Annotated in this window: 22 protein-coding genes; 13 read left to right on the top strand and 9 right to left on the bottom strand. The window is 69.7% G+C overall.

Going from position 1 to position 26,978, the window contains the following annotated elements; translation table 11 throughout:
• Positions 1-56: 56 nt before the first annotated feature.
• A complete protein-coding gene (locus BM339_RS30320; protein ID WP_075023063.1) occupies positions 57-1,625 on the top strand; it encodes a class I adenylate-forming enzyme family protein in 1,569 nt (522 codons plus the stop codon).
• 24 nt (positions 1,626-1,649) lie between these two features.
• Here the strand turns inward: BM339_RS30320 and BM339_RS30315 are convergent, their stop codons facing one another.
• Together BM339_RS30315 and BM339_RS30310 are read right to left on the bottom strand one after the other, a co-directional pair.
• The gene (locus BM339_RS30315; RefSeq protein ID WP_218163800.1) at positions 1,650-2,381 is read right to left on the bottom strand and encodes an SDR family NAD(P)-dependent oxidoreductase; all 732 of its coding nucleotides are present in this window, start codon (positions 2,379-2,381) and stop codon (positions 1,650-1,652) included.
• Positions 2,382-2,722: 341 nt separating this feature from the next.
• Positions 2,723-3,526, bottom strand: a complete 804-nt coding sequence (locus BM339_RS30310; protein ID WP_021593992.1) for an SDR family NAD(P)-dependent oxidoreductase — start codon at positions 3,524-3,526, stop codon at positions 2,723-2,725.
• Between the two features lie 238 nt (positions 3,527-3,764).
• Between BM339_RS30310 and BM339_RS30305 the strand changes: the two genes are divergently transcribed.
• From BM339_RS30305 to BM339_RS30270, 8 genes are all read left to right on the top strand, one after another.
• Entirely contained in the window at positions 3,765-4,565 is an 801-nt protein-coding gene (locus BM339_RS30305; protein ID WP_083598131.1) for a FadR/GntR family transcriptional regulator, read from the top strand.
• A gap of 274 nt (positions 4,566-4,839) precedes the next feature.
• Entirely contained in the window at positions 4,840-6,378 is a 1,539-nt protein-coding gene (locus BM339_RS30300) for an AMP-binding protein (protein WP_075023061.1), read from the top strand.
• 289 nt (positions 6,379-6,667) lie between these two features.
• Positions 6,668-7,546, top strand: a complete 879-nt coding sequence (locus tag BM339_RS30295) for a DUF2889 domain-containing protein (RefSeq protein ID WP_083598163.1) — start codon at positions 6,668-6,670, stop codon at positions 7,544-7,546.
• Positions 7,547-7,674: 128 nt separating this feature from the next.
• Positions 7,675-8,862, top strand: a complete 1,188-nt coding sequence (locus tag BM339_RS30290) for a thiolase C-terminal domain-containing protein (protein ID WP_075023059.1) — start codon at positions 7,675-7,677, stop codon at positions 8,860-8,862.
• Positions 8,859-9,290: a Zn-ribbon domain-containing OB-fold protein gene (locus BM339_RS30285; protein WP_021593998.1), complete on the top strand. Its 432-nt coding sequence runs from the start codon at positions 8,859-8,861 to the stop codon at positions 9,288-9,290. The genes BM339_RS30290 and BM339_RS30285 overlap by 4 nt, the downstream gene beginning before the upstream one ends.
• A gap of 14 nt (positions 9,291-9,304) precedes the next feature.
• Positions 9,305-10,213 carry an acyl-CoA thioesterase gene (locus tag BM339_RS30280; RefSeq protein WP_021593999.1) on the top strand — a complete coding sequence of 303 codons (909 nt, stop codon included), beginning with the start codon at positions 9,305-9,307 and terminating at the stop codon, positions 10,211-10,213.
• A 111-nt stretch (positions 10,214-10,324) separates the two neighbouring features.
• Positions 10,325-10,720, top strand: coding sequence for a nuclear transport factor 2 family protein (locus BM339_RS30275; protein ID WP_021594000.1), 396 nt, complete (start codon positions 10,325-10,327; stop codon positions 10,718-10,720).
• Between the two features lie 93 nt (positions 10,721-10,813).
• The gene (locus BM339_RS30270; protein ID WP_021594001.1) at positions 10,814-11,545 is read left to right on the top strand and encodes a FadR/GntR family transcriptional regulator; all 732 of its coding nucleotides are present in this window, start codon (positions 10,814-10,816) and stop codon (positions 11,543-11,545) included.
• A gap of 10 nt (positions 11,546-11,555) precedes the next feature.
• Here the strand turns inward: BM339_RS30270 and BM339_RS30265 are convergent, their stop codons facing one another.
• The 5 genes from BM339_RS30265 to BM339_RS30245 form a co-directional block, all read right to left on the bottom strand.
• Positions 11,556-12,575 (bottom strand): NADP-dependent oxidoreductase, encoded by a 1,020-nt coding sequence (locus BM339_RS30265; RefSeq protein ID WP_024934068.1) that lies wholly within the window; start codon positions 12,573-12,575, stop codon positions 11,556-11,558.
• 23 nt (positions 12,576-12,598) lie between these two features.
• A complete protein-coding gene (locus BM339_RS30260) occupies positions 12,599-14,215 on the bottom strand; it encodes a thiamine pyrophosphate-binding protein (RefSeq protein ID WP_075023058.1) in 1,617 nt (538 codons plus the stop codon).
• A 75-nt stretch (positions 14,216-14,290) separates the two neighbouring features.
• Positions 14,291-16,513, bottom strand: a complete 2,223-nt coding sequence (locus BM339_RS30255) for an arylsulfatase (RefSeq protein WP_075023057.1) — start codon at positions 16,511-16,513, stop codon at positions 14,291-14,293.
• Positions 16,514-16,588: 75 nt separating this feature from the next.
• Positions 16,589-18,049, bottom strand: coding sequence for an aldehyde dehydrogenase family protein (locus BM339_RS30250; RefSeq protein ID WP_021594005.1), 1,461 nt, complete (start codon positions 18,047-18,049; stop codon positions 16,589-16,591).
• Positions 18,046-19,440, bottom strand: coding sequence for an NtaA/DmoA family FMN-dependent monooxygenase (locus BM339_RS30245; protein WP_075023056.1), 1,395 nt, complete (start codon positions 19,438-19,440; stop codon positions 18,046-18,048). The genes BM339_RS30250 and BM339_RS30245 overlap by 4 nt, the downstream gene beginning before the upstream one ends.
• 360 nt (positions 19,441-19,800) lie before the next feature.
• Between BM339_RS30245 and BM339_RS30240 the strand changes: the two genes are divergently transcribed.
• Entirely contained in the window at positions 19,801-20,682 is an 882-nt protein-coding gene (locus BM339_RS30240) for a formylglycine-generating enzyme family protein (RefSeq protein WP_033329904.1), read from the top strand.
• 20 nt (positions 20,683-20,702) lie between these two features.
• Here BM339_RS30240 and BM339_RS30235 read toward each other — a convergent pair whose 3' ends face one another.
• Complete coding sequence (locus BM339_RS30235) at positions 20,703-21,752, bottom strand: enoyl-CoA hydratase/isomerase family protein (RefSeq protein ID WP_075023055.1); 1,050 nt, start codon at positions 21,750-21,752, stop codon at positions 20,703-20,705.
• 99 nt (positions 21,753-21,851) lie between these two features.
• Between BM339_RS30235 and BM339_RS30230 the strand changes: the two genes are divergently transcribed.
• Positions 21,852-23,090 carry a CoA transferase gene (locus BM339_RS30230; RefSeq protein ID WP_075023054.1) on the top strand — a complete coding sequence of 413 codons (1,239 nt, stop codon included), beginning with the start codon at positions 21,852-21,854 and terminating at the stop codon, positions 23,088-23,090.
• Positions 23,087-24,496, top strand: coding sequence for an amidohydrolase family protein (locus BM339_RS30225; RefSeq protein WP_083598127.1), 1,410 nt, complete (start codon positions 23,087-23,089; stop codon positions 24,494-24,496). Before BM339_RS30230 ends, BM339_RS30225 begins: the two co-directional genes overlap by 4 nt.
• Before the next feature lie 185 nt (positions 24,497-24,681).
• Here the strand turns inward: BM339_RS30225 and BM339_RS30220 are convergent, their stop codons facing one another.
• On the bottom strand, positions 24,682-26,040 hold the full coding sequence (locus tag BM339_RS30220; protein WP_021591896.1) for an LVIVD repeat-containing protein: 1,359 nt from the start codon (positions 26,038-26,040) through the stop codon (positions 24,682-24,684).
• A 240-nt stretch (positions 26,041-26,280) separates the two neighbouring features.
• Here BM339_RS30220 and BM339_RS30215 point away from each other — a divergent pair, with 240 nt between their 5' ends.
• A complete protein-coding gene (locus tag BM339_RS30215; RefSeq protein WP_075023052.1) occupies positions 26,281-26,916 on the top strand; it encodes a DUF305 domain-containing protein in 636 nt (211 codons plus the stop codon).
• Positions 26,917-26,978 lie beyond the last annotated feature (62 nt).

Below are 26,978 nucleotides of genomic sequence, written 5' to 3'. Positions count from 1 at the left end.
GCCGATGGATAATTCAGCGTACCTATTATGGCCACGCGTCGTGAACCGGTGGTGCGATGACGATCGAAGCGACCGATCAAGGGGACATCTTCGCGGCCGGCCTCCTGCAGGCTGACACCCTCAGCGAGCTCCTCCTGCTGAGGGCGGAGCGATCCGCCGACGAGGTCGGCCTGATCGATGAGCAGGGCCGCCCGGTGACGTTCGGGCAACTGCGGGAACGGACGGCGGCCATGGCCGCCGCGCTCGCCGCGCGCGGTGTCGGCAGAGGCAGCCGGGTGGCGTGGCAGTTGCCCACCCGGCTCGACGCCGTCCTGGTGTGTCTCGCGCTGTCGCGGCTGGGCGCGATCCAGGCGCCGATCATCGCGCAGTACCGCCAGCGCGAGTTGGACGCCGCCATCGCCGACTCGCAGGCGACTTTCCTGCTGGTGCCAGGCGTGTGGCGCGGTGTCGACCATGTCGCGATGGGTCGCGCAGTCCCTACCGCGCCCGAGGTCATCACGATCGATGACGCCTTCACCGAAAGCGCGTCCGCCCTCGCCGAGCCGCCCCTAGTCGGCGGGGACGGCACCGAGGTGGCCTGGGTGTTCTTCACTTCCGGCTCCAGCGGCACACCGAAGGGGGTCCTGCACAGCGACCGGACGCTGCTGATGTCGGCGCGCGCCATGGTGATTCGCGGCCGGGCCGGGGAGGAGGCCGACGAGGTGGTCGCGATGCCCTTTCCCGTCGCGCACATCGGTGGGCCGCTGCAGCTGATGTCGGTGCTGATGCACGGTCGCAAGATCGTGCTGTTCGAGGCCTTCGCACTCCCCGGGAGCATCGACGCGCTGCGGGCCCACGCCGTCACGATGTTCGGGGGCGGCCCCGCGTTCTACCAGGCACTGCTCGCCGAACAGCGCAGGAGGCCGGGGGAGACCCTGCTGCCTGCGCTGCGCAAGCTCACGGGCGGCGGCGCTCCTTGCCCGCCGAACCTCTACGGCGAGGTCCGCGACGAGCTGGGGGCGAAACTCATGCACAGCTACGGGATGACCGAATGCCCCATGGTGTGCGTGGCGTCGCCCTCGGACTCCGACGAGCAGCTGACGAACACCGAAGGGCGGCCGGTTCCGGGGCTCGAGGTCCGCATCTGGGCCGATGGCGCGGTCGCACCGGCCGGGGTGAACGGCGAAGTGCAGGTACGCGGGGCCCAGACGTGTCTCGGCTACGCGAATGGCGAGCACGACGCGACCGCGTTCACCGCCGACGGCTGGTTCCGCACCGGCGACCGTGCGCGGATGCATTCCGACGGGTACGTCGAGGTGACCGGGCGGATCAAGGACCTGATCATCCGCAAGGGCGAAAAGATCGCGCCACAGGAGCTCGAGCAACTGATCGCGACCCATCCGGCGGTCGCGGAGGTGGCCGTCGTGGGACTACCCGATCGCGAACGCGGCGAACGCGTGTGCGCCGTGATCGTGCCACGCCACGACGCCGCCCCGTTGGAGCTGCCGGACCTGACGGACCATCTGCTTCGCGCCGACGTGATGCGGCAGAAGCTGCCCGAGCAGCTCGAGATCGTCGCCGAACTCCCTCGACGCGGTCTCAGCAAGGTGGACAAGGCGCGCCTTCGCCAGCAGTTCACACGGTGAAAGGCGGTTTCATCTGAAACCGGATCAGAGCGCGAGATAGCCGCCGTCAACCGCCAGCACGGTCCCGTTGACGAAGTTCGCCGCGGCGGAGGCGAGGAACGTCGCCGCATCGGCGATTTCGTCCGGCCTGCCCCACCGCCCGGCGGGGGTGCGCTCGATTATCCGGTTGTTGCGGGCGGCATCGCCACGGATGTTCGCGGTCATGGGCGTGTCGATGAATCCTGGTGCGATGGCGTTGACCCGCACCTCGGGAGCCCAGGCGGCGGCAAGGCTCTTGGTCAGCTGGACGACGCCGCCCTTCGACGCGGCGTACGCCGGCCCCGTGGCGCTACCACGGAAACTCATCACCGAAGCAAGGTTGATCACCGAGCCGCGCGCAGCCCTGAGCAACGGATAGGCGGCATAACTGGCCCGGGCGGTCCCGACGAGATTCACCTCGATCGTGCGCACGAACCCGTCGATCTCAAAGTCCTTCGGTCCGGCTGGGACGCCGGCGGCGTTCACCAGAACGTCGAGCCTGCCGATGCCGGCCATCAGATCGCCGACGCCGTCGTCGCTGCGTACGTCGAGATGCCGGAGATCGACGTTCGTCAGCCGTGGATCGACCCGGGCCTGCTCGAGTTCCGCCTCGGTCGCGGCCGTGGCGATCACAGTCGTGTCCGGTTCCCCGGCGAACGCCTGCGCGATCGCGCCGCCTATGCCACCGGACCCGCCGACCACGACGACCGTCCGCACATCCTGACGTAGCTCGGTCACCACATCGGCCCTCTCGACACATACAGGATACTATTTTCCAGGTTGAGTCTAGCGCGCGAGACGACCGCCCGTTGGCCCGAACCCGGCCGGGCGAAGCAGTCGCGATGTCCGGCGAATCGTCGCGAAAAACCTGTCTGCCAGCGACACCTCACCTGGCGGCGGCCGACGGCCCGTGCGCACCGTGATCTCCGCGTTCCTCGGGGTCGCCATCGAGTTCCACGACTTCCCGCTTACGCACAGACGGCCGTGCTCGTATTCGGGCTGGTCTTTTCCTTCTCGACGGCGGGCCGGCCGTGGCCGGCCCGCGGCTTGTCAGCCCACCGGACGCATGAGGACCACGGTCAGCGTACGTTGCCGGCCGTGTTGCCGCCGTCGACGGGAACCACGGCCCCGGTCAGGTAGGACGACCACGGCGAGAGCAGGAATGCCGCGGTCGAGGCGATCTCACGAGGCGTGCCGAACCGGCCGAGTGGACAGATCTTCCTGGCGACATCGGGCTGGTAGATCTCGGTCTCCGCCGTGCGATGCGCCGCTCGCTCCGGCGTCAGGATCGCGCCCGTCGCGATCATGTTCACCCGGATGTCCTGCTCGGCGTAGGTGACCGCCGCGGTCCGCGTCAACGCGGGGATGGCACCCTGCGACGACGCGGGCGCCGGATAGTGCGGAAGCGGCCGCTCGCTGACAACGGAGCCGTGGTTGACGATCGCGCCGCCGCTGCCGAACATCGCCTGCACCTCGTGCTTGACGCAGAGGAACACGCCGTCGATCTTGACGGCGTGAATGTCGCGCCACTGATCCAGCGTCACCTCGTGCATCGGCCCTGGCGGGGTCTGCTCGATGCCGGCGTTGTTGAATGCACCGTCCAACCGCCCGAATTCACTGACGGCCAGCGCCACCATGGCTTCGACATCGGCTTCTCGAGTCACGTCGACAGCAACGCCGATCGCCTTCCCGCCGGCATTCCTGATCTTTGCGGCGTGCTTCTCGACCACCTCGCCACGGCGGGCCGCCAGCACCACGGAAGCGCCGGCGCGGGCGAAGCCGTAGGCGGCGGCCTCGCCGATCCCCTGGCTCGCACCGGTCACGATCAGAACCTGGTCGGCCAGCATCCCATCCGGGCAGACGGCGTCGAACTCTTCCAGCATCGACTGGTACTCCTTTGCGCGCGATGCATCGCCCACAGCGAAGGCCGGATCGATCGCGGCACATCGAGCCGGGTGCTCCGACGAATGAAATTATCATATAGATAATACAACGGATAGCTTCGGGATACCGATGGTCCCTTGACATCGAGCTCGGTGGTTCCGTCCGCGCGCGCCGAGAGGAGGCTTTGAGGTGTATCATTTAACTTTCAAGCGCGCCGAGCCGAGGGGAGCCGCGGGTATGGAGCCCGCCGTCGAGCCGCAGGACCTGCCGCAGACGCCGAAGGGCCCGCGTTCCGTGGACGTCGATCGCGTCCGCGTCCCCAAGACGGCCGAGGTGATCGCGCGGACCATCCGCTCGCAGATCGTCCATCGCGAGATACCCGAGGGCGCCGCCCTGCCCAGCGAGGCCGAGCTGATGGCGCGGTTCGGAGTCTCGCGGCCTTCACTGCGCGAAGCCTTCCGGATCCTGGAGTCCGAGCAGCTGATCGCCGTCCGGCGCGGTCCCCGGGGCGGCGCCCGGGTGACGCGGCCGAACGTCACCGTGGCCTCCCGCTACCTCGGGCTCCTCATGCAGGTCGACGGCGTCCTGCTGAGCGACGTGTTCCAGGCGCGGGCGCTGATCGAGCCTGTCGCCCTGCGTCTCATCGCCCAGCGTGAGGACCGGGCCGCCGCGGCGGACCGGCTCCTGGCGGCTTTCGACCAGGTGGCCCTCGCCAAGGCTCCCCGGCGGCGCGCCGAGGCGTGGCTCGACTTCTTCCGGCTGCTGTTCGAGCTCGCGGGCAACAAGACGCTTCAGCTGCTCCACAGCACGCTCACGGAGGTCATCCGGCACGAGCTGCTGGATGCGATGACCGGCACCACCACCGAGAACGACCTGGCGACGCGGAAGGCCGTGACGAAGGCCATGCGCCTCGTCGCGGCGGGCAGGGCCGACGACGCGGCGACCTTCTGGCGCGATCAGATGTTCCTGCTGGAGGAGCGCGTGGCCCGGATGCACCAGGACAAGACGATCGTCGACGCGATGACGGATGGCGCCTGACTCATCCAGGCGAGCCGGGTGGGCGGCTGGGATTCGGCGCGGGACGATGTCTTCGGTGAGCAGTACCTGCTCACCTGACCGCTGGTCGATGCGATCCGCGCCGACGAGGACGTTGTCCTGCTGATCGACGAGGTCGACCGGCCCGATGTCGTGCACGGCGCATTCGACGACCGTGCCCACTTCGTCACCCCGGACCTGGTCGGCTCGACGGTTGTTCAATAAGGCTAAATCTGTAAACTAGTTAGATGTTTGTCCGGATCGAGGTGAGCTTCACATGACCGGCACCGACCATGCGGCCGCGACGCTCGGTGCGGCCGCACCCGTCGGCAAACCCGCGCTCGTCATGGGGGGCGGCGGCGCCCTCTCGTACGGGCGGCTGCGCGCGCAGACGGACCGGGCCGCCGCGCTCCTGGCCGCGCAGGGCCTCCGCTTCGGCGACCACATCGCGCTGCTGTTCGGCAACGAGCCCCAGCTGTTCCCTTTCGCGTGGGCGGCACAGCGCACCGGCCTGTACTACACGCCGGTCAACTGGCACCTGACGCCTGAAGAGGCCGCGTACATCGTCGCGGACTGCGACGCGGCCGTGCTGGTCGCGTCGCGGGCCCACGCCGGCCTCGCCCGGCGCATCGCCCGGGACGTGCCTTCGGTGACGCTGCTGGAGATCGACGCCGAGCCACCTCCCGTCACCGGTGCACCGGAGGGCCTTCCCCAAGCCTGGGAAGGGTTCTCGATGTTCTATTCGTCGGGGACGACCGGACATCCCAAAGGAATCGCCCGCGAGGCCGTCCGCGTTCCGGTCGGCACCCCGGGCACGTTCGACGGCCTGATGCGCGAGGGGTTCGGCTTCGGTGCCGACATGGTCTACCTCTGCCCCGGGCCGCTCTACCACGCCGCGCCGCTCGCCTGGTCCATGGCGACGCAGCGCGCCGGTGGCACCGCGGTCGCCATGGAGCGCTTCGACGCGCTCGAGACCCTTGAGCTGATCGAGCGCCACCGCGTCACGCACGTGCAGTTCGTCCCGACGATGATGCGGCGGCTGCTCCGGCTGCCCGCGGCCGACCGGCGGCGGTTCGACCTCGGCAGCCTGCGGGTCGTCGTGCACGCGGCCGCGCCGTGCCCGCCGGAGGTCAAGCGCGGCATGATCGACTGGCTCGGCCCGATCGTGCACGAGTTCTACGCGGGCAGCGAGGGCAACGGTTTCTTCACCATCGGCAGCGAGGAGTGGCTCGCCCACCCCGGCTCCGTGGGGCGGGCGAGCTATGGGACCGCGCACGTGCTGGACGACGACGGGAACGAGCTCCCACCCGGCGAGATCGGCACCATCTGGTTCGAGGGCACCGCCCGGTTCCGCTACCACAACGATCCCGAGAAGACGGCGGGCGCGTTCAACGACCGCGGCTGGAGCACCCTCGGCGACGTCGGCCATCTCGACGCGAACGGCTATCTCTACCTGTCCGACCGCCGGGTCGACCTCATCCTCTCCGGCGGCGTGAACATCTACCCGCAGGAGATCGAGGACACGTTGTGCCGCAACAAGAACGTCTTCGACGCAGCGGTGATCGGCGCTCCGGACGAGGAGATGGGACAGCGTGTGCTGGCCGTGGTGCAGCCGGATCCCACCGCGCACGCCGGCCGCGCGCTCGCCGACGAACTGTTCGCCCACTGCCGGGAGCAGCTGGCGGGGTTCAAATGCCCGCGCGAGATCACCTTCACCCGCGAGCTGCCCCGCCTTCCGACGGGGAAGCTCCTGCGGCGCCGGGTCCGCGAGGACGTCGCAGGACGCCCGTCCCGTGAGTTCTTCGCCCGGCGGTGACGGTCAGCCGGCGGCTTTGCGCCGGCACGGCGCCACACCGGCGGCCCAGGCTGACGCGACCGCGACAGGCCGCCACGCCGGCACGCCTGTTGTGATCAGCACATTGACAACCGGACCACCCGGGCGATCTACTGAAAATGACATTTTCATCGGCACGCCCGGGAGATGAAGCACTGTGGGGACAACGGCTTTCCTTGGCCCGCTTCACCCACGCCACGGCATCCACGAACCGACCAGCGGCACGCCGGAGCGCGCACCGCGCTCCGTGCGCCGTACGGTCACCACGGACATGCTGCGGCCGGACGGAGTCGAGGGACCGCTCCTGCTCGTCGGCTCCGGGCGTGACCTTCGCACCGGCGCCGACGGCACTCCGGTGGAGCTCGCCCGCGCGGCGTACACCGCACAGGTCGACTTCACCGGCGGCTGGATCTTGCAGGAGCTGACCACCGCCCCACCCCGCCCGTCGTTGCGGTCCCTGACCGGCGAGGGTGTCGGTTCGGGATTCCGCGCACGGGTGCTCGCGGCCGATCCGGACCTGCCAAGCCTGCTGCACCAGCTCATGGACGACGTCCCGGTCACGACGCTGGTGTCCGGCCACGCCTACATGGCGGGGCGGTCAAGCGACCCGGACGGACCGCAGGAGCTCATCGGCCGCCCGGACTTCGGGCGCGACATGTGCGCGGGATTCGCCGACGGGGGAACCATCATGAACAGCTTCGACGCCACCGGACGGGGCCCCCTCGTCACGGGACCGGAAGCCCTTCCCCTGGCCACCTCGGACCCCTGGGCGTGGCACGAGCTGCCGCCGCTGCCCGCACACGGGATGCGCAGGCACCGCCGCATGGACGTGACGGAGTCCGGAGTGGACGTTCTGTTCCGCGACTCCTACATGGGTGCGGACGGGCGGGAGACCGTGATCCACGAGTACACGGTGGACGTCGAGTTCGACGGCGACAGGATCCGTTCCTGCGAGGCGACCCCGCGGGCACTGCCCTGGGTCGAGTGCCCGGCCGCCGTGGCGAGCGCCGGCCGTCTCGCGGGATTGCCGCTGGCGGGTTTGCGCGGCCACGTCCGGCGCACCTTCACGGGAACCTCGACCTGCACCCACCTCAACGACACCCTGCGTGCCCTCGAGGACGCCCCTTTCCTGCGCGACGCGATCGCGTGACGGTCGCCGGCGGCAGCGCCGGACCGTCCTGACCGGACAGCCGGTCCGGGAGCACCCGGATCCGGCAGAACACTGTGGAGGCGACGAATGACGCTACAGCACACCGCCCACCACCCCGGCGGCCGATCATGACGGCCGGGGACGTCGCGATCGTCGGCGTGGGCGCCACCGAGTACTACCGCCGCGGTCAGTCGCAGCCCCGCACGATCACCGAGCTCGCCGGCAGCGCCATCCTCGCCGCGTGCGAGGACGCCGGGCTGCCGGTCACCGACATCGACGGGTTCGCCTACTACTCCGGCGCCGGCGGGGGCTACGGCCAGGCGATGGACACCGCCGAGTTCATGGAGACCCTCGGCATCCCCGAGGTGACGTTCACCGCGAGCCTCACCGCCGGCGGTGGCGGCGCCGCGGGCTCGATCGGACTGGCCCGCGCGGCGATCGTCGCCGGGGATGCCGACGTCGTCGTGACGGTGATGGCCCTGCAGCAGGCCAAGGCCCGGCTCGGCCAGGTCATGGCGATCAAGCCGCCGAACCCGCTCGGCTCCTTCGTGCAGCCGTCGGGCCTGTCCGGTCCCGGGCACATGATGTCGGTCCTCACGCGGCGGCACATGCACGACTACGGCACCCGCCGCGAAGCGTTCGCCGAGATCGCGATCTCCCAGCGGCTCAACGCGGCGACGCGGCCGAAGGCGATCATGAAGGACCCGCTCACCAAGGACGACTACTTCGCCGCCCGGATGATCGCGGACCCATTGTGCCTGCTGGACTTCTGCCTCGAAACCGAGGGCGCCGTCGCGGTGATCACCACGTCGGCGCAGCGCGCCAAGGATCTCAGGCAGAAGCCGGTGCCGGTCGTCGCCGCCGCGCACGGCGGGCACCGCGACTGGGGCCGCGCCTTCGGCTGGTACGGGATGCCGCGGGAGGATTTCGCCTCCTCCGGGCACGCGCCGGTGGCCAGGCACCTGTTCGGCCGCGCGGGCGTGACCCCGGACGACATCGACGTGGCCCTGATCTACGACCACTTCTCCCCGATGGTCCTCATGCAGTTGGAGGACTACGGCTTCTGCAAGAAGGGCGAAGGCGGCCCGTTCGTCGAGTCCGGCGCGCTGCGGTACAAGGGCGGTTCCCTCCCGGTCAACACGCACGGCGGGCAGCTGTCGGAGGCCTACATCATCGGCATGACCCACATCAAGGAAGGTGTCGAGCAGATGCGCGGCACCGCGATCAACCAGGTCGCCGGCGCCGAGCTCGCGCTCGTCACCGGCGGCCCCGCCCACCTGCCCGTCTCGGGCCTGATCCTCGGGAAGGCCACATGAGCGCGCCCGTGACCTCCGCCGCCCTCCCCGCCGACAAGGTCAGCATCACCACCGACGGCTACACCGAACCGTTCTGGCAGGCCGCGAAAGAGGACCGGCTCGTCGCTCCGAAATGCGGTGAGTGCGGCCACTTCCGCCTGCCGCCCACACCGTTCTGCCCGCAGTGCCAGTCCCGCGAGGTCGAGTGGACGGAGCTCTCCGGCGTCGCCGAGGTGTTCAGCTTCTCGGTGCTGCACGGGTTTCCCGGCATCCCCGACATCACGATGATCGCCGCCGTGCTCGACCTGCCGGACGCCCCCGGCGCCCGGCTCGTCTCGAACATCGTCGGGGCCGATCCCGGGGAGGTGGCCATCGGCGACCGGGTCGAGGTGTTCTTCTCCCCCATCTCCGACGGCTGGAAGATCCCGCTCTTTCGCCCACTGGGCTGAGGAACCTCGCGGAAATGAACCACCCTGCGGTTCCGCCCGCGGCGGACCGGGTGCGGCCGGAGGGCGCGGCACCCGACGTCACCACGCTGCTGACCTTGCAGGCTGCCGGCCCGGACGTGTTCCGGGCCGGCGCCCGTGGTGCGGGCGCACGACGCGTCTTCGGCGGGCAACTGCTCGGGCAGGCGCTCGTCGCGGCGGGCCGCACCGTCGGCGAACGCCGGCCGCCCCACTCCTTGCACGCCCACTTCCTGCTCGGCGGGGACGCCACGCTGCCACTCGACTACCACGTCGACCGCATCCGGGACGGCAGCGCCTTCTCGGCCAGGCGAGTCACGGCGCGGCAGGCGGGCAAGGAGATCTTCGTCCTCACCGCCTCGTTCCACGACCGTGAGGACGGCTGGTCGCATCAGACACCACGCGCGCACGGCCGCGACCCGGACACGCTCCCGCCTGGACACGAGACGATGGCCGCTGCGGGAGAGGACGACCTCGCGTGGTTCCGGGGGTTGACGAAGGCCGTGCCGCTCGACCTTCGTTTCGACGGCCCCCTGCGCCGGGTGGCCGCCGTCCGCGGCGAATCCTCCGAGCCACGGCAGCGCTTCTGGTTCCGCACCCCGGAAGAGCTTCCGGCGGATCCGCTCGTGCACCTCGGCGCCACCGCGTTCGCCTCGGATGTCCTGCTGCTCAGCGTCGCGCTGGCTCCGCACGCCCGTTTCGTCGGCGGCCCCGGGCTGGTGTTCGCCAGCCTGGATCATGCCGTCTGGTTCCACCGCGCCTTCCGCGCCGACGAATGGCTGCTCTACGAGCAGGAAAGCCCCTGGGCGGGCAACGGTCGCGCCCTCTGCCGCGGCCTCGTCTTCGACCACGACGGCGAGCTCGTCGCGTCGGTCACGCAGGAAGCACTGATCCGCCCGTCGTCCTGAGTACGCCGGCCCGGAGCGCCTCCAGCCTCCTTTGCGACCGCCGTGACACATAGAGAGTACTGATATAGTTCCGTCAGTCGCGCCACTCGCACGCAACAGGGAGCCCCCACGATGCCCTCGGACGACGACGCCGAGATCCGCGCGGTGCTCCTGCTCGCCGCCTTTCTCGCCGATGAGGGAGAGCTCACCGATTACGACCGCGTCTACACCCGGGACGCCACCTGGTCGGCCGGGGGCACGACGCAAACCGGGCTCGAGGCGATCATCGCCGCGTCGCAGGGCCGCCGGGACTCGGGACTGACCGGCGCCGGATCGCACAACCGGCACGTCACGATGCCGGTCTCGGTGACCATCGACCACGACCAGGCCGAAGCCGTCTCCTACTTCATGTTCGTCACGTCGACCAACGCCACGCCACAGATCAAAATGTTCTCCACATACCGCGACAAGCTCCGTCGCACCGAGAACGGCTGGCGAATCACCGAGCGCGTGAACCGGCCCGGGTGACCCGTTCCTCTTACAATGAACTAATGCTTTAGCACAGAGGATCCCCTAATCGAGAGGGGCTCACGACTCAGTGCTGCGACAGGACGGAATCGCATGGCCGGGGACAACGGAGACGGGGTCAAGCTCGCCGAGCAGATCGCGGAGCAGATCGAACAGCGCATCGTCGACGCGGGCTGGCCGATCGGCGAGATCATCGGCTCCGAAGCCTCCCTCATCGAGCAGTTCGGCGTGAGCCGAGGGGTCCTGCGGGAGGCGGTGCGGCTGCTGGAGCACCACGGGACCGCGCGGATGAGGCGAGGCCCCGGCGGTGGCCTGGTCGTGGAGGCTCCGCCTGCGCGCGCCGTCCGCCGTGCCGCGGCCCTGTACCTCCGTTATCGCCGTGCGGACGTCCAGACCGTCGTAGAAGCCCGCCGGGCGCTCGAGTTGAGCTGCGTCCGAATGGTCGCGCAGCAGGCACGCGACCCGCAGGTCGCCGACAGGCTGCGCCGGATCCTCGACGCGGAGGTCGAGGTCACCAAGGCGTCGGGGTCGACCCGCTTCCTGCGCAGCTTCCACCTCGAACTGGCCGACCTGAGCGGGAACTCCGCCATCGGATTGTTCGCCGAGATCCTCATGGAACTCCAGTCCGAGTTCGTGAACGAGGCCAGGCGCCAGCCGGCGAGCGAAGAGGTGGTCACGGCGGACGCTCACGCGAGCCATCGCGCGCACCTGGCGATCTACAACGCCCTCATCTCCGGCGACGTGGAGCGAGCCACCTCGGTCATGGCCCGGCATCTCGACGCCATCTCGAAATGGACGCTCGAATACGCGGACCGGCAACACTGACGTAGGAACCTCACGAGAGCCTGACCACGACTTTCCCCGTATAGCGGCCCGCGAGCATCGCGCTGAACGCGGCGGGGCACGACTCGAGACCGTCCACGAAATCCTCGAGGGCGACGACGTCGCCGCTCCTCACCCAGCCGCCGACCTCGCGGCGGAAATCCGCCATCCGGTCGAGGTGGGTACGCCAGAACAACCCCTGGACGAGCAGTCGCCTGAGCATGATCTCGTACCAGCCCGGTCCCGGCTCGGGCTCGGTGAGGCTGTACTGCGACACCTGGCCGCAGACCACGACCCGTCCGAACTCGTTCATGTGCTGCCACACGGCGTCCCGGACCCTGCCGCCGACGTTGTCGAAGTAGACGTCCACCCCATCGGGACAAGCGGCCGCCAATTGCTCGGCGAAGGAGGCGGACCGGTGGTCGGCACACACGTCGGCGCCGAGCCTGCGCTCCACGAGACGACACTTTTCCGGCCCACCGGCGACACCCACGACGCGCGCGCCGCGCAGCCTCGCCATCTGGACGACGAACGAGCCGACCGCGCCGGCCGCCGCGGAGACCACGAGCGTCTCCCCCGGCCGGAGACGCCCGATCTCCTCCAGCCCCACATAGCCGGTGAACCCGCTGACACCCAGCAGCCCCATCCAGACGCTCGCCGGCGCGAGATCGATGTCGATGGCCGTGAGATCGGCTCCGTCGGAGACCGCGTGCGTCTGCCAGCCACCATCGACCGAGGCGACGTGGGTCCCGACCGGGAACGCGGGGTTCTTCGAGGCGACGACCCTGCCCGACGCCGCCCCGTAGACGGTCTCGCCGATGCGCAGCTTCACCGCCTCGCCCGGGAGCGCCGGCGTCATCCGCACCCGGGCGGCCGGAGCGAGCCCGAGGTGCGTGTGCTCCACGACCACCTGGCCCTCATCCGGCTCGGGCACCGGCCCGTGCTCCAGGCGGAAGTCTTCGGCCACCGGAAGGCCGACGGGATGACGGGCGAGCACGTACCTCGTGTACGGCTTCGTCGCACCTTCGCTCACCGGACCACGAACCCCTTCCCTGATCACCAGTGCCCGACGTCCAGCCTCGGGTCGAGCCGGACGTCGACGAGCAAGGGCCCGCGGAGGTCCTGCGCCAGCTTCCCGACCCGGTCGAGCTCGTCGACCCGGGTGACCTTGAGCACCTGGGCCCCCATCGCCGAACCGACCTCGGCTATGTCGGGCCACTCGACGAGAGAGAAGTCAGGGTCGTCGCCGTGGTTCTTGAGCTTGGTGTACTCCGCACCGTACGCACCGTCGTTGAGCACTATCACCAGGAGCGGGACCTTGTGCCGGACCGCGGTGCTGAGCTCCCCCGCGGTCATCATGAAGCCACCGTCGCCCATGATCGCGACCGTCAGCCGCTCCGGCGACGCAACGGCCGCGCCGATCGCGGTCCCGAGCCCCAGCCCGATCGAGCCGAAGGTGCTGGTGTGGGTGAAGCGCAGCGGGTCGGTGACGGTCATGAACCGCCAGGCGGCCATGATGAACCGGCCCACGTCGGTGACGACGTTGCGGTCCGCCGGGAGGACCTTGTCGAGCCGGACCACGGCCGAGCGCACGTCGACGCAGCCGTCGGCGGACCTGTCCTCGAACTCGTCGGTGGGCCGGTACGCCGTCAACCGCTCGCTGAACTTCCGCCCCCACCCGGAGCCCTCGAACTCGGCTTCGGTCAGCACCTCGGTGAGACGCCGGGCCACGGTCGCCGCGTCCCCGTGGACCACATGGTCGACCGGGGTGTAGAGACCGACGTTGGTCAGGTCGGTGTCGACCTGGAGGATCCGTTTGCCCTGCGTCAGTTCTCCGACGAACGTGGTGTAGCGGTTGAGCCCGGCGCCGAAGGCGAGAAGGCAATCGGCCTGCATGAGGATCTCGGTGCCGACGCTGGACGCCAGGCTGCCGCAGATCCCGACATTGAGGGGGTGCCCGGCGAACAGGTCGCGGCCGAGGAGTGTCGTGGCGACCGGGCAGCCGAGGAGCTCCGCCAGCGCCAGCAGGTCCTCGCGCGCTCCCGAGGCCGCTGCCCCACGGCCGGCGAGAATGACAGGGCGCTTCGCCCCGGCGATCAGGTCGAGCGCGCCCTCGAGCGTCTCCTCCTCGAGCGTGCCGTCCACCACGCGGGTCGCGGTCGGCACCCGGTTCCGCGGCGCGTCGGCCTCGCCCTGCATCAGCGCGTACGGCAGATTGAGGACCACCGGACGGCGCTCGGTCCGCGCCCGGTGGAGCGCCCGCCGGAGGTCGAACACGACCGACTCGGCGGAATAGACCCGCTCGTAGCCGGCGCCGGTCGGCGCCACCACCGCCCCGATGTCGATCATCTGGGTCCAGGTGCGCACCGGCGGGGTGTCGCCGGTCAGCACCACGATCTCGCTGCGGTTGCGGGCCGCCTCCGTCAGCGCGGTCACGGTGTTGGTGATGCCCGGACCGTGCGTCACGCTGGCGAAGGCGACCTCGCCGGTCATGCGGAAGTAGCCGTCCGCGGCCGCGACCCCGCCCGCCTCGTGAGTGGCACCGACGAACCGCCGGCCCAGCGCTCCGGAGTAATGGGCGACGAACTGCATGTTCGCATCACCCATCAGACCGAACGCGGTGTGGACACCTTGCTCGACCAGCTCGGCGGCCAGTGCCTGGTATGCCTTCATCTGATGTCGCTCATCTGATGTCGCTCTCCTCGTCGGGGGAACCTGCGCCTCAAGGGGTCCTCGCGGCTCACCCGCTCACAGAAGGGCGAAATCGACCGTGTGGATCACTCCGGTGTATTCGAACGGTGCGGCGTAGTCGTCGGAGACCGGCGCGAGCCTGTCGCCGCCGATCTCGAGTCCGGTCCAGGAAATCATGACCGGCATCGTGCTCTCCAGCGTTCCCTGTCCCAGGGGGACACCGTCCGCGAGCAAGGTGACGGTGCCGCCGGTTCCTTCGGCCTCCTTGCGGAATTGGACGGTCAGCTTGGTGGCCGACTCGGGGATCGGCTCGGCGGTGGACACGACCGTGTGCCGGGAGAAGTAGTTGTAGTCGAGAACGAGCTTTCCGTCGCGCACGTAAACCACGTAGCCCGAAGCGACGTTGCCGTGCGCCACGAGCACGCCTTCGTGCCCACGCGAGAATTCATCGATGGTCACGTCGATGTCCCAGGACCGTCGGACGAGCCTCGGCGCTCCACGGTGATGCACGTGGCTGATTCCGTTGTGGAACCGGAAGGACGTCTTGCCGGCGGAGGCGCCCGGCTTACGGTTCCGCTGGGTGGCCAGCAGCTTGGTCCACCGGTCGTCGAGTGGCAGCACTCCGTATTTCTCGGCCTCGGACCACCACAGCTCTACCATTTCTTTCAGCTTGTCCGGGTGCTCCCGCGCGAGATCGACGGCCTCGGAAAGGTCCTCGTCGACGTGGTAGAGCTCCCATTCGTCCTGGTCGAAGTCAGCGCCCTGCGGGTGATGAGCGACCGCCTTCCAGCCGTCCTGCCAGATCCCGCGGTGCCCGATCATCTCGAAGTACTGCGTCCGGTGATTCGTCGGAGCCGCGGCGTCGGCGAAGCTGTACAGCATCGAATGGCCGTGCACGGGCATCTGCTCGACGCCCCGATAGGTCTCCGGAGCTTCCAGGCCCAAGGCTTCCAGTGTCGTCGGCATGACGTCGATCGCATGATGGAACTGGGTGCGGATTCCACCGGACTCCGCGATCTGGCCGGGCCACGAAACGATGAACGGAACACGGACCCCGCCGGCGTGGGCATTCTGCTTGTAGCGCTTCAGCGGAGTGTTGCTGGCCTGCGCCCAGCCCCACGGATACAGGCTGCGGGAGCGGCGGGTGCCGATCTCGTCGATCCTCGCCAGTGACTCCTCCAGCGTCGGTGTGATGCCGTTGACGAAGTGGGTGTTGTCAACGACGCCGCCCGGCCCGCCCTCCTGACTGGCACCATTGTCGGAAATGAACAGGAAGAGCGTGTTCTCGAACCGCCCGAGCCGTTTCAGCTCCGCGATGATCCTGCCGATCTGGTCGTCGGTATAACTCAGCATCGCGGCATAGGCCTCTTGGAACCGGGCCATCAGGCGTTTCTCGTCCGGACTGAGGTCCGCCCACGCCGCGACCCCGTCATTCCGGTCGACCAGTTGGGTACCCTCCGCGACGATGCCCAGCTCACGTTGACGCTCGAAGCGCGCGCGCCGGATCTCGTCCCAACCTGCGTCGTAGAGCCCCCGGAACCGCTGGAGGTACTCGTCGGGAGCCTGGTGCGGGGCGTGTGCGGCGCCAAGCGCCAAGTAGAGGAAGTACGGCTTCTCCGGTGCGAGGGACACCTGACTGCGGATCATCCCGATCGACCGGTCGATGAGGTCGGCCGTGAGGTGGTAACCCTCGTCGCGCGGAGGTTCGACCGAGTGGTTGTCGGCTACCAGCGTCGGCGCGAACTGATCGGTCTCGGCATCCTGAAAGCCGTAGAATCGGTCGAATCCGCGACCCAGTGGCCACTGGTCGTAGGGACCGATCACGGTGGCCTCGTCGGCGGGCGTCAGATGCCATTTGCCGACGCAGAACGTGTTGTACCCGTAGTCACGCAGCAACTCCGGCGCGAGCGTGGCGGCCCGGCTGATGCCACCACGGTAGCCGGGGAATCCCGTGTCATATGCCGTGAGGCTGCCCATCCCCACCGAGTGGTGGTTGCGGCCGCTCAGCAAGCACGCGCGCGTCGGTGAGCACAACGGCGTCACGTGGAAGTTGGTGTAGCGCAGGCCTCCACTCGCGAGTGCGTCGATGTTGGGTGTCGGGATCTCCGATCCATAGCACCCGAGGTCGGAGAATCCCACGTCGTCGAGAACGAGGTACACGATGTCCGGACTCCCGTCCGGCGGTAGCTGGGGCGTCGGCCACCACGGTTGCGAGTCGGCCACATAGCGGCCGATCTTGCCCTGAAAGCCACGCCGGTGATCAGTTGCCTCTTTCGCCATATCTCTCACTCCCCACCAGGAATAATCCTGCACGCAAGCGCTAGAAAGTATTCTTTTTATGCCGGTTGTTTCGGCTCAGACCTGACCGACCTGAATCTGCTTGATCTCCAGGAGTGCCAGGACGGACTCCAGGCCGCCCTCCCGCCCGAGGCCGGACTTCTTGTAGCCCCCGAAGGGCACCAGCAGGCACGCCCCGCCCATGTTGAGGGTGATGGTGCCCGCCTCGATGCGGCCCGCGATCGACAGCCCACGTTCCTCATCGCGGGTGAAGATGCCCGCGGCGAGGCCGTACTCGGTGTCGTTGGCCATCACGATCGCCTCATCGATGGTGTCGTAGGCCTGCAGGGTGATGACCGGCCCGAACACCTCCTCCCGGACGATCCGCATGTCCGGGTGGACGTCGGCGACGAGTGTCGGCTCGACGAAGTAGCCGTGCGGCATCGACTCCGGCCGGCCCCCACCGGTGAGGATGGTGGCGCCTTCGTCGCGCGCGATGCGGATGTAATTCTCGACCTTGCTCCGATGGCCTGCCGAGACGAGCGGTCCGACCTGGGTGGCACGGTCGCTCGGGTCGCCGATGACAAGGGATGAGTAGAACTCGGTGAGCGCGGTGCGCCACTCCTGCTCCATCGCCCTGGGCACGAAAAGCCGGGAGTACGTCGTGCAGACCTGCCCGGCCTGACTCATCGTCCCGGCGAACACGACGTGCGCGTCCTTTGCGGGGTCCAGGTCGTCGAGGACGATTCCCGGGGACTTGCCCCCGAGTTCGAGGGTCACGTCGGTGACGTTCTCGGCCGCGTCCTTCATGATCCCGATTCCGGCGGCCGTACTGCCGGTGAAGGAGATGTGCCGGAACTCCGGCCGGGAGGTGATGCCCTCCAGGGGTGGGCGGTCGGCCGGCAGGAAACTCACCAGCCCCTTCGGGATACCGGCCGCCTCGATCGCGTCCGCGATGAGGAAACTGTTCATCGGGCTTTCGAACGCGATCTTGATGACGACCGGGCAGCCGGCGAGCAGTGCCGGCGCGAGCTTGACCAGGGTGATCGCGAAGGTCGTGTTCCACGGGACGATCCCGAGCACCGGCCCCACCGGCTCGTGCACGACGAGCGCCTCGACGTCCCCGACCCGGCGGCGCTCGACACCCGGGGGAAGCTGCTGAGCGAACTGCACGTAGCTCCGCACAATGGCCGCCCCGCGGGCCGCCAGCATTCTGCCCGGACCGACGAGACCACCAAAATCGTTGATGTGGACGGTCGCGATATCCTCAGCGCGCTTTTCGAGCTCCTGGGCGAGCCGCTCCAGGTATTCCGCCCGCTCCACATAGGTGAGGCCGCGCCAGGGGCTGGCCGCGAACGCGTCGGTCGCGGCCGCGATCGCACGATCGGCGTCGGCCATGCCCGCCTCGGGAACGGACCCGATGATCTCCTCGGTGCAGGGATTGACGATGTCGATGCGCGCCTCTGTCGAAGGTTCGACCCACTCACCGCCGATGAAGAGCTTGTCCCGAGTGAACAGGGTCCTGTCGATCCCGGTCATGACTGCTGAGCCAGTACGCCCGCGGCTTGCGGGACGGCCAATGCGGGCGACGGCTCGACCTCTCGAAGCGGGGCGGGGCGTTCGAGGCCAAGCGTGTCGCGGAGTGTCGATCCTTGGTATTCGGTGCGGAAGCAGCCGCGGTCCTGGAGTTCGGGCACCAGCAGGTCGCAGATCCGGTCCAGCCCTTCGGGCATGTACGGCGGTGTGATGGTGAATCCATCGCATGCCCGCTGGTCGTACCATTTCTGCATCTGGTCGGCGATACCGCTCGCGGTGCCCCGCAGCAGCTGATGGCTGGCCGACTTGGTCCGGGTCCGGATCAGCTGACGCAGCGTCGGCTTGTCCTGGGTGATGATCTGGTACATGTTCCGATACCGGCTGGCGTTGAGCATCGTGCTGCGCGCCGCGTCCTCGACAGTGGGCAGCCGCTCCACGGGGATCGGTTCGTCGAGGTCCAGACCGGTCAGGTCGGCACCGATGAGCTGGAAGCTGAGATCGGCCAGGCCGACCTCGACGGTGATGAGATCGGCGAGCATCTCGGCGATCTCATCGGCCTCCGCCTGGGTCTCACCGACCACCGGGATGAGCCCGGGCAGGACCGTGACCGCGCCGGGCGGACGCCCGAACTCGGCGACACGGCCCTTGAGCTTGGCGTAGAAGGAGACCGCGCCCTCGATATCGCTCTGCGAGGCGAAGACCACCTCGGCATTACGGGCGGCGAAAGCGATGCCCTCTTGCGACTGCCCCGCCTGGACGATGACGGGATGGCCCTGCGGCGAGCGCGGCATCGTCAGCGCGTCCTGGACCGTGAAGTGGGCGCCCTCGAACCGCGGGTGGTGGATCTTGCTGTGATCGGCCCACACCCCCCGCTCCCGGTCCATGACGACCGCGTCGTCCTCCCACGCATCCCACAGCAGCCGGGTGACATCAAGGAATTCCTGCGCCCGCGCGTACCGCTCCGCTTTCGCCGGCATCGTCGCATTGAAATTCTGCGCGCCGCTGTAGGACGTCACCACGTTCCACCCGACTCGCCCCTTCGACAGAAAGTCGAGCTGGGCCATCATCCGCGCGGTGTTATACGGCTCGGTGAAAGTGGTCGACACGGTCGCGATGAGACCCACATTCCGGGTCACCGCACTCAACGCACCCAGCGTCGTCAAAGGCTCATAAGGACACAGGTCAGGATTCACCGGGTCATCATCGAACGAGGCCTTGTCCGAAATGAAGATCGCATCGAACTTCGCCTCCTCCGCCCGCCGCGCGGAATACGTCGCCATCTCCAAACCCAGCAGGTCCTCGACCCCACTGCCCGGCCGCCGCCAGCTGTGCGTGAAACGACCGACCGGATTGAAGAACAACACCAAGCTCAACTGACCCTCGCGGTGTTCCATGGGTCATCTCCTCATGCGCTGGAAGGCGGCGTGGGCACGATTCAGGCCGGTGGTCCCGAAGGTCCGCTCACCGTCACTCATAAGAGTGTCCTCATCCTGGTCACTCCATGACACCGCCGAATGCTCGCGGTGTCCAATGCACTTCACGGCTGGTTTCATGCATTGAGTGCATGCGTGATCGCTGTCCAGTGGCGGCAAGGCGGGAGCGCAGCCGACCGCCGGCGAGGCTCGCCGCTTCCGCAGCCAAAAATAGGTATCCTCTTAATCAGGGGCTAGCGCGGTCGCCGGCCCTTGGCCCCGGCGGACGACGACCGCACTCGTCACCGCGCAGCCAATGCTCAGCCAGGAGGTTCCACCGCCGTGCGCCACTGCTGCCCACCGTCCCGATCACCCCGTGAGCCCCGTGCGGCCCTCGACGCTCCCACCACGGGCGCCACCAACACCAACGGGCTTATCACCTTGCCGGGCGGCACGTTCCGGATGGGAACCGACGCTGCGGACGGGTTCCCCGACGACGGCGAAGGCCCGGTGCGCGAGGTGACCGTGGAGCCGTTCGCCATCGACGCCTACGCCGTGACCAACGCTCGCTTCGCCGAGTTCGTCGATGCGACCGGGTACCGCACGGAGGCCGAGGCGTTCGGCTGGACCTACGTGTTCGCGAAGTTCGTGCCCGCCCCCCTGCGCCGAGGTGCGCCGCGGCCGGAGCAGGCACCATGGTGGCTGGCCGTCAGGGGCGCGTCTTGGCGCGCACCGGAGGGCCCGGGCAGCGATGTCGAGACGCGTCAGGACCACCCGGTCGTGCACGTGTCCTGGAACGACGCGGTCGCCTACAGCCGCTGGGCCGGGCGCCGCCTGCCCACCGAAGCCGAATGGGAGTACAGCGCCCGCGGCGGGCTCGACCAGGCGCGCTACCCGTGGGGTGACGAGCTCACGCCCGGCGGTGAACACCGGTGCAACATCTGGCAGGGCCGCTTTCCCGTGCACAACACCGAAGAAGACGGCTACGCCGGCACCGCACCCGTCGATGCGTTCGCGCCGAACGGTTTCGGCCTGTACAACGTGTCCGGCAACGTCTGGGAGTGGTGCGCCGACTGGTTCAACCCCACCCACCGCTCGATGCGCGGCGGGTCGTACCTGTGCCACGAGTCCTACTGCAACCGCTACCGCGTCGCCGCCCGCACCGGCAACACCCCCGACAGCTCCAGCGGCAACACGGGCTTCCGCACCGCCGCCGACGTCTGACAGCCCGAACGGTCTCGTCCCTAGTTATGGTCGACCAGGCCCCAGGAGTGGGCGGTGTCGACGTCGATCGGCGCTCCGGTGAGCGCTAGGTGCAGGGTGCGCCAGCGGCCGATGCGGCGCGGGATGCTGACCGTTCCGCCCGCCCCCGGGATCAGCCCCATGGACACCTCCGGCAGGCGGAACGTGGTGCCGGGCCTGGCGGTCACTGTCCCGGCGAACGCGGGGATCTCGATGCCGGCGCCGACGCAGGCGCCGTGCAGCCGCGCCGACGTCCGCCCGGCGAGGCGGTGGACCAGCCGCCCGGCGCCCGCGCGGGTCCGGACGAGATGGGCGGTGGCCAGGTCGGGTGCGGTGCCGAACTCATCGAGATCGCCGCCGGAGCAGAACGCGGGCCCTTCCGCGTCCAGGACGACGTGCCCGATATCGCTGTCGAGGAGCGCGACCTGAAGGGCGTCCACCAGGGCGTCACGCAGTTGCCGTCCGTAGGCGTTGCGGCGCTCGGGCCGGTTGAGGGTGACGCGCAGGGTTCCGGGCTCCGGGTCGTCCCGGACCACCAGCACCGGATCCTCCACCACGGGCGGCAGGGGACGCGGGCCGCGCTGCTTGAGCCAGCGCACGAACTCCGGGCCGCCGAGCAGGGTGGAGTAGGCGTAGGACTCGACGTCCAGGGCGGCGGGGACGGGCATCGACTCGGTGGTGCGCAGCACATCGCGCAGTACCAGTGACGCCAGCGGATTGCCCGTTACCGCCCGGTGCAGTTCGCCGAGCGCCGCTTCGGGGTCGTCGACGACGACGATTTCCCGGCCCGTCGCGGCACCTGGAGGGGCGAGGGTGAGGTCGAGCGCCCGCGACAGTCCGGTGGACGCCCCGCCGCCGGGCAGCAGGCCGATCAGCACGCGGTCGCCGTCGCGTGCCCGCCGCGTCGCGGCCCGCAGGGTCGCGGGGTCGGCGGCGCCGCCCAGATCGACGGCCATGAGCGGGGCGAGCACGGATCCGTGGCCGTCCATCAGCGGGCCGTCGGCGGCGCCGTCGGCGAACTCGGCCAGGGACAGGCGCGGTGGTCCGCCCATCGCTCACCTCGCAATACAGACTCCGGGGAGTGAATGCCGGAAAGTGTATCTTCGGCTCATGCCGATCGATCCGTGCCGGGTGACCGGAGATCACCGCAGGTGAACGCGGTGGGGGCGGAGGCGTGGGCGTCCTCCGGGGTGGTGGCGCTGACCGGACGCCCGGACGGGCCGCCGCTCGTGCCGCCGGGGAACGGCGCCGCCACCGCGCGGGCGCTGGCCGAGCGGTTCTCCGACCACACCAGCCGGACGGGACGTGCGGTGTGCGTGGACGGACCCCGGCTGCTGTCCGAGCGCGCAGCCCTCCTCGGCCTGCGGCGACGCGGCGGCGTGTCGGCGGGCGGTGCGTGCAGGCTGCTGCCCACGGCCGACGGGTGGGCGGCGGTCTCCTGCGCGCGTCCCGACGATCCGGCGCTGCTGGGCGCGCTGGCCGGCACCGAGGTCGGGGACGACCCATGGCCCGCGCTCGGCGCGTGGCTCCGCGAGCACACCGGAGCCGACCTGACCGAACGTGCCCGCCTGCTGGGGGTGGCGGCCGGCGCGGTGGCGCGGCGGCGTTCCCCGGCGCCGCTTCCCGAACCGCTGGAGCCGTGCACCCTGGAGGGGGCGCTGGTGGTCGATTTCAGCGCGCTGTGGGCCGGGCCGCTGTGCGCGCACCTGCTGGGACTGGCCGGGGCGCGGGTGGTGAAGGTGGAGACCCCGGCCCGCCCGGACGGCGCGCGGTACGGCCATCCCGGCTTCTACCGGTTGCTGCACGCCGGCCACCGCTCGGTCGTCCTCGACCCGGGCGCCCCCGCCGGAAGGCGCGCGCTGTCCGCCCTGGTGGACGCGGCCGACATCGTCATCGAGGCGTCCCGCCCGCGTGCCCTGGCCCGGTTCGGCTTGGACGCCGGGGCGGCCGTGGCCGCCGGCACCACCTGGGTGTCGATCACCGCCCACGGACGCGACGACGACGGGATCGGCTTCGGCGACGATGTCGCGGCCACCGCCGGCCTGGTCTGCCACGAGCGGGACGGGGCCCCGCTGTTCTGCGGGGACGCTCTGGCCGACCCGCTGACCGGGCTCACCGCCGCCGTGCTCGCCTCCACGGCCCCGCCCGGCGGTGGCGGCATGCTGTGGGACGTGGCGATGTCCGACGTCGTGGCCGCCACCCTTGGCACCGGTGATCCGGACATCCCCTCGCCCGCCGCCACCCGGGACGGGGACGGCTGGGCCGTCGACACCGCGGACGGGCCGGTGCCCGTCGCCCTCCCGGCCGTCCGCCGAGCCGCCGGACCCGCCGCAGCGATGGGCGAACACACCCGCGAGGTGCTGCGCGAGCTGGGGATCGCTGCCCCGTGAAGGAGACGGGGTTGCTGCTGCGGGACGCCGAGCTCGACGGCGGTCCGCGGCGCGCCGACGTCCGCATCGCCGGAGACAGGATCGCCGAGATCGGCCACAGCCTGCCGCGCCGTCCCGGCGAGCGCGTCGTGGAGTGCCGAGGCGGCGCCCTGATCCCCGGGCTGTGCGACCATCACCTGCACCTGCACGCACTCGCGGCCCGCCGCCACTCCGTCCCTTGCGGGCCTCCCCAGGTCAGCGACCACGCCGGGCTGGCCGCCGCCCTCTGGGACGCGGCCCCCGACGAGCACGGCTGGATCCGCGGCACCGGCTACATCGAGACCGTCGCCGGTGACCTGGACGCCGCGGCCCTGGACCGGCTCCAACCGCACCGTCCCCTCCGCGTCCAGCACCGCAGCGGCGCCCTGTGGATGCTCAACACCGCCGCCCTGACGGCCACCGGGCTCGCCGCCGCGGGCCACCCCGGCATCGAACGCGACCCGCACGGCACACCCACCGGGCGGCTATGGCGGGCCGACGCCTGGCTGCGCACCCGCCTGCCGCCCTCACCTCCGCTGCCGCTCGACGACGTGGCGAGGGAGCTGGCCGGGTTCGGCATCACAGCGGTCACCGACGCCACCCCCGACCTCGGTCCCGCCGCGCTGGCCGCCTTCGACCGCGCCGTGGCCGGCGGGACGCTCCCCCAGCGCCTCCACCTCCTGGGCGCCCCCCTGGACGCCCTCACCACCGACCCCCGCATCAGCGCCGGCCCCTACAAGATCGTGATCGCCGACTCCGCCCTGCCCGGTCTCGACGACCTCAGCGACCGCATCCGCGCCGCGCACGACCGGGGCCGTCCCATCGCCGCGCACTGCGTCACCCGCGAGGCGCTGGTGCTCCTGCTGGCCGCACTCGACCAGGCAGGACCGGCCTTCGGCGGCGACCGCGTCGAGCATGCCGCCCTCGTCCCGGCCGAGCTGATCGACGACATCGCCCGGCGCGGCGTGCGCGTGGTCACCCAGCCCGGCTTCATCGCCGATCGGGGTGACGACTACCTGCGCGACGTCGCAGCCGAAGACCACCGCGACCTCTACCGGTACGCGTCGCTACGAGTGGCCGGGGTGCCGGTCGGCCTCTCCAGCGACGCCCCGTACGGGCCACTGGACCCCTGGCAGGTGATGACCGCGGCCGTCCACCGCCGCGCCCGATCGGGAACGACCGTCGGGCCGGCCGAACGCATCGCCCCGCTCACCGCCCTGCACGCCTACCTCACCCCACCCGAAGAACCGGGCGGACGGATCAGGACGGTCCAGGCCGGTGCCCCCGCCGACCTGCTTCTGCTGCACGTCCCGCTCACCGAAGCACTCCACCGCCCCAGCGCGGCGCTCGTGCGAACGGTGGCGATCGAAGGCCGCCCGGTCCTCTAGACCCTGGAAGGCGGAGCCTGGAGCCCGCCCCGTGGTGGGCCTTCAGCGGCGTCCAGAGCATCTCGATACGCGATCACCGTCCCGCTCGACCGGGCCCCGTCCGGTACGGCGAGAAAGCGCGACAGGGGGGTCCTCGGCCCCGCCGGGCTCACGGCTCGGCGGGGGCGAGGACCCGTCCGGTCAGGTCAGTCGTAGTAGTTGGGCTGGGACTGGGCGTTGAGCACGTCCAGCCTGACGCGCTTGGCCCGGTCGGTGCGCGGGTCACGGAGGTCGATGACGTCCAGGCCCCGCTGGATCTCGTTGGAGTAGATGTAGCCGTTGTAGTAGTACGTGGACCACGTGCCGGCCAGGTACTGCAGGTTGTCCGCCCACGGACCGCGGTCGAGCCAGGCGATCTCCTTGGGGTTCCGGGAGTCGGTGAAGTCCATGACCGAGATGCCGCCCTGGTACCAGGACTGCACCATGATGTCCTTGCCCTTCACCGGGATCAGCGAGCCGTTGTGGGCCACGCAGTTCTCGTTGTCGGTGTTGTGCCGCGGGATCTTGTAGTAGCTGCGGAACTTCAGCTTGCGGTGCTTGCCCTTGCCGACGATGTCGTAGATGGCGTTGGCGCCCTTCTCCTGACCGATCGTCGGGTTGCAGGTGGCCGCGGAGCCGCCGCCCAGCTCGTCGGTGAAGACGATCTTGTTGGCGCGGTTGTTGAACGTCGCCGAGTGCCAGAACGCGAAGTTCTCGTCGTCGCGCACGCTGGTGATGGTGCGCGGCTTGAGCGGGTCGGAGATGTCGAACAGCACGCCGTCGCCCATGCACGCCCCGGCCATCAGGTCCTTGTCGGGGTAGGCGGTGAGGTCGTGGCAGCCCGAGGTGGCCCTGGTCTGGCCGGGCCACGGCGTGTCCGGGGGGTCACCCGGGTTGCCGCCGTCCGGGAACAGCACCGGCTCGGCCGCCACGCTCGCCGCGGTCGGGTTCCGCAACGGGACCTTCACGATCGAGATGAGGTCGTGCGGAGGCCGGCAGTCCGGGTAGGTGTCGCTCGGGTTGTACGACGACACGTAGATGTAGGCCGTGCGCTTGCCCGGGACGAGGGTGTTGGTGTGGGAGCCGCACTTGGTCTCGACGGCCTTGACGTAGCGCGGGTTGCGCACGTCGCTGATGTCGAAGATCTTGATGCCCTCCCACGCCGTCTTGTCGGTCGCGGGCTTGGCCACGGACTGGCACGAGTCGTCGCTCCGCGAGCTGTCCGTCGACAGGAACAGCAGGTTCCCGGCGATGGACACGTCGTTCTGGGATCCGGGGCAGTGCACGACCGTGACGACCCGCGGCTTCTGGGGTCGGCTGATGTCGTAGACCGTGAAGCCCTCGTAGTTCCCGCCGAAGGCGTACCGTCCCTTGAAGGCCCAGTCCGAGCCGTACGCGGCGGGTGCGGCGAGCGGCCCCTGCTTGGGGATGTTCGCCAGATGATGCATGTTGGGCGTCTTGCTGATCTCGTCCCCGGCCGGGCCGGCCGAGGCCGCCGGGACGAACGCGGCCGAGATCACCAGCACAAGGCCCGAGAGGGTCCCCAAGAGGCTTCTGCGTCTGGTACGTCGCTTGATAACTGGCGGCACCCTGACTCCTTTGTCTCCATGACCCCCGAGAACAGGCTCGATTCTGGAGTATCGAGGGTTTCGAGATGTCTGTACAGGTTTGAGCTTGTATATCGGCATTTTTTGATCAAAGGACCCTTTTGCTCTGGTCCGTTCTGCGGGTACGGTCCGGGTGGCCGGCTGGACGTGGGAGGTTCGATGCGGCACCGGATCGCGGTGGTGGGCGTGGCGGTCGCGATGGCCGCCGGCACCCTGACGGCTTGCAGCGGCGACGCCGAACCCGAGGCGGCCCCGTCGAGGTCCGTGCTGGTGCCGGGCCGGCCGGGCGAGCCCAACAAGACGCAGGTCGCGGGTCCGCGCAAGGCCGCGCCGCCCACCGCGGCCGAGGTCGGGTTCGTGCAGATGATGATCCCCCACCACGCGCAGGCGCTGGAGATGTCCGCGCTGGCTCCGTCCCGGGCCTCTGACCAGCGGGTTCGGTCGCTGGCCTCCCGCATCGACGCGGCGCAGAAGGTCGAGATCGAGACGATGCGGTCGTGGCTGAAGCAGAACGCCGAGGCCGTCCTGAAGGCGCACGGCCGCAATCACGGCGCGCACACCGGCATGGCGGGAATGGCCACGCCGGAGCAGTTGAAGCAGCTGCGGGACGCGCGTGGCGGGACGTTCGACGAGCTCTACCTCAAGCTGATGATCACCCATCACCAGGGCGCGCTCACCATGGCCAAGGACGTCCTGGACAAAGGCACCGACGTCACCGTCCAGCAGATGGCACGCGACGTCCAGTCCACCCAGCTGGCCGAGATCGACCGCATGAACGACCTGCTGGCGAGCTGACCGCGATCAACCCACTATCGGTCAGACGTTGATCACGATGCGGCCGCGGATTTCGCCTTTGA

Source organism: Actinomadura madurae (assembly GCF_900115095.1).
Lineage (GTDB): Bacteria > Actinomycetota > Actinomycetes > Streptosporangiales > Streptosporangiaceae > Spirillospora > Spirillospora madurae.
The sequence above is the reverse complement of the archived record's forward strand: the minus strand, read 5'-3'. Positions and strand labels throughout refer to the sequence as shown.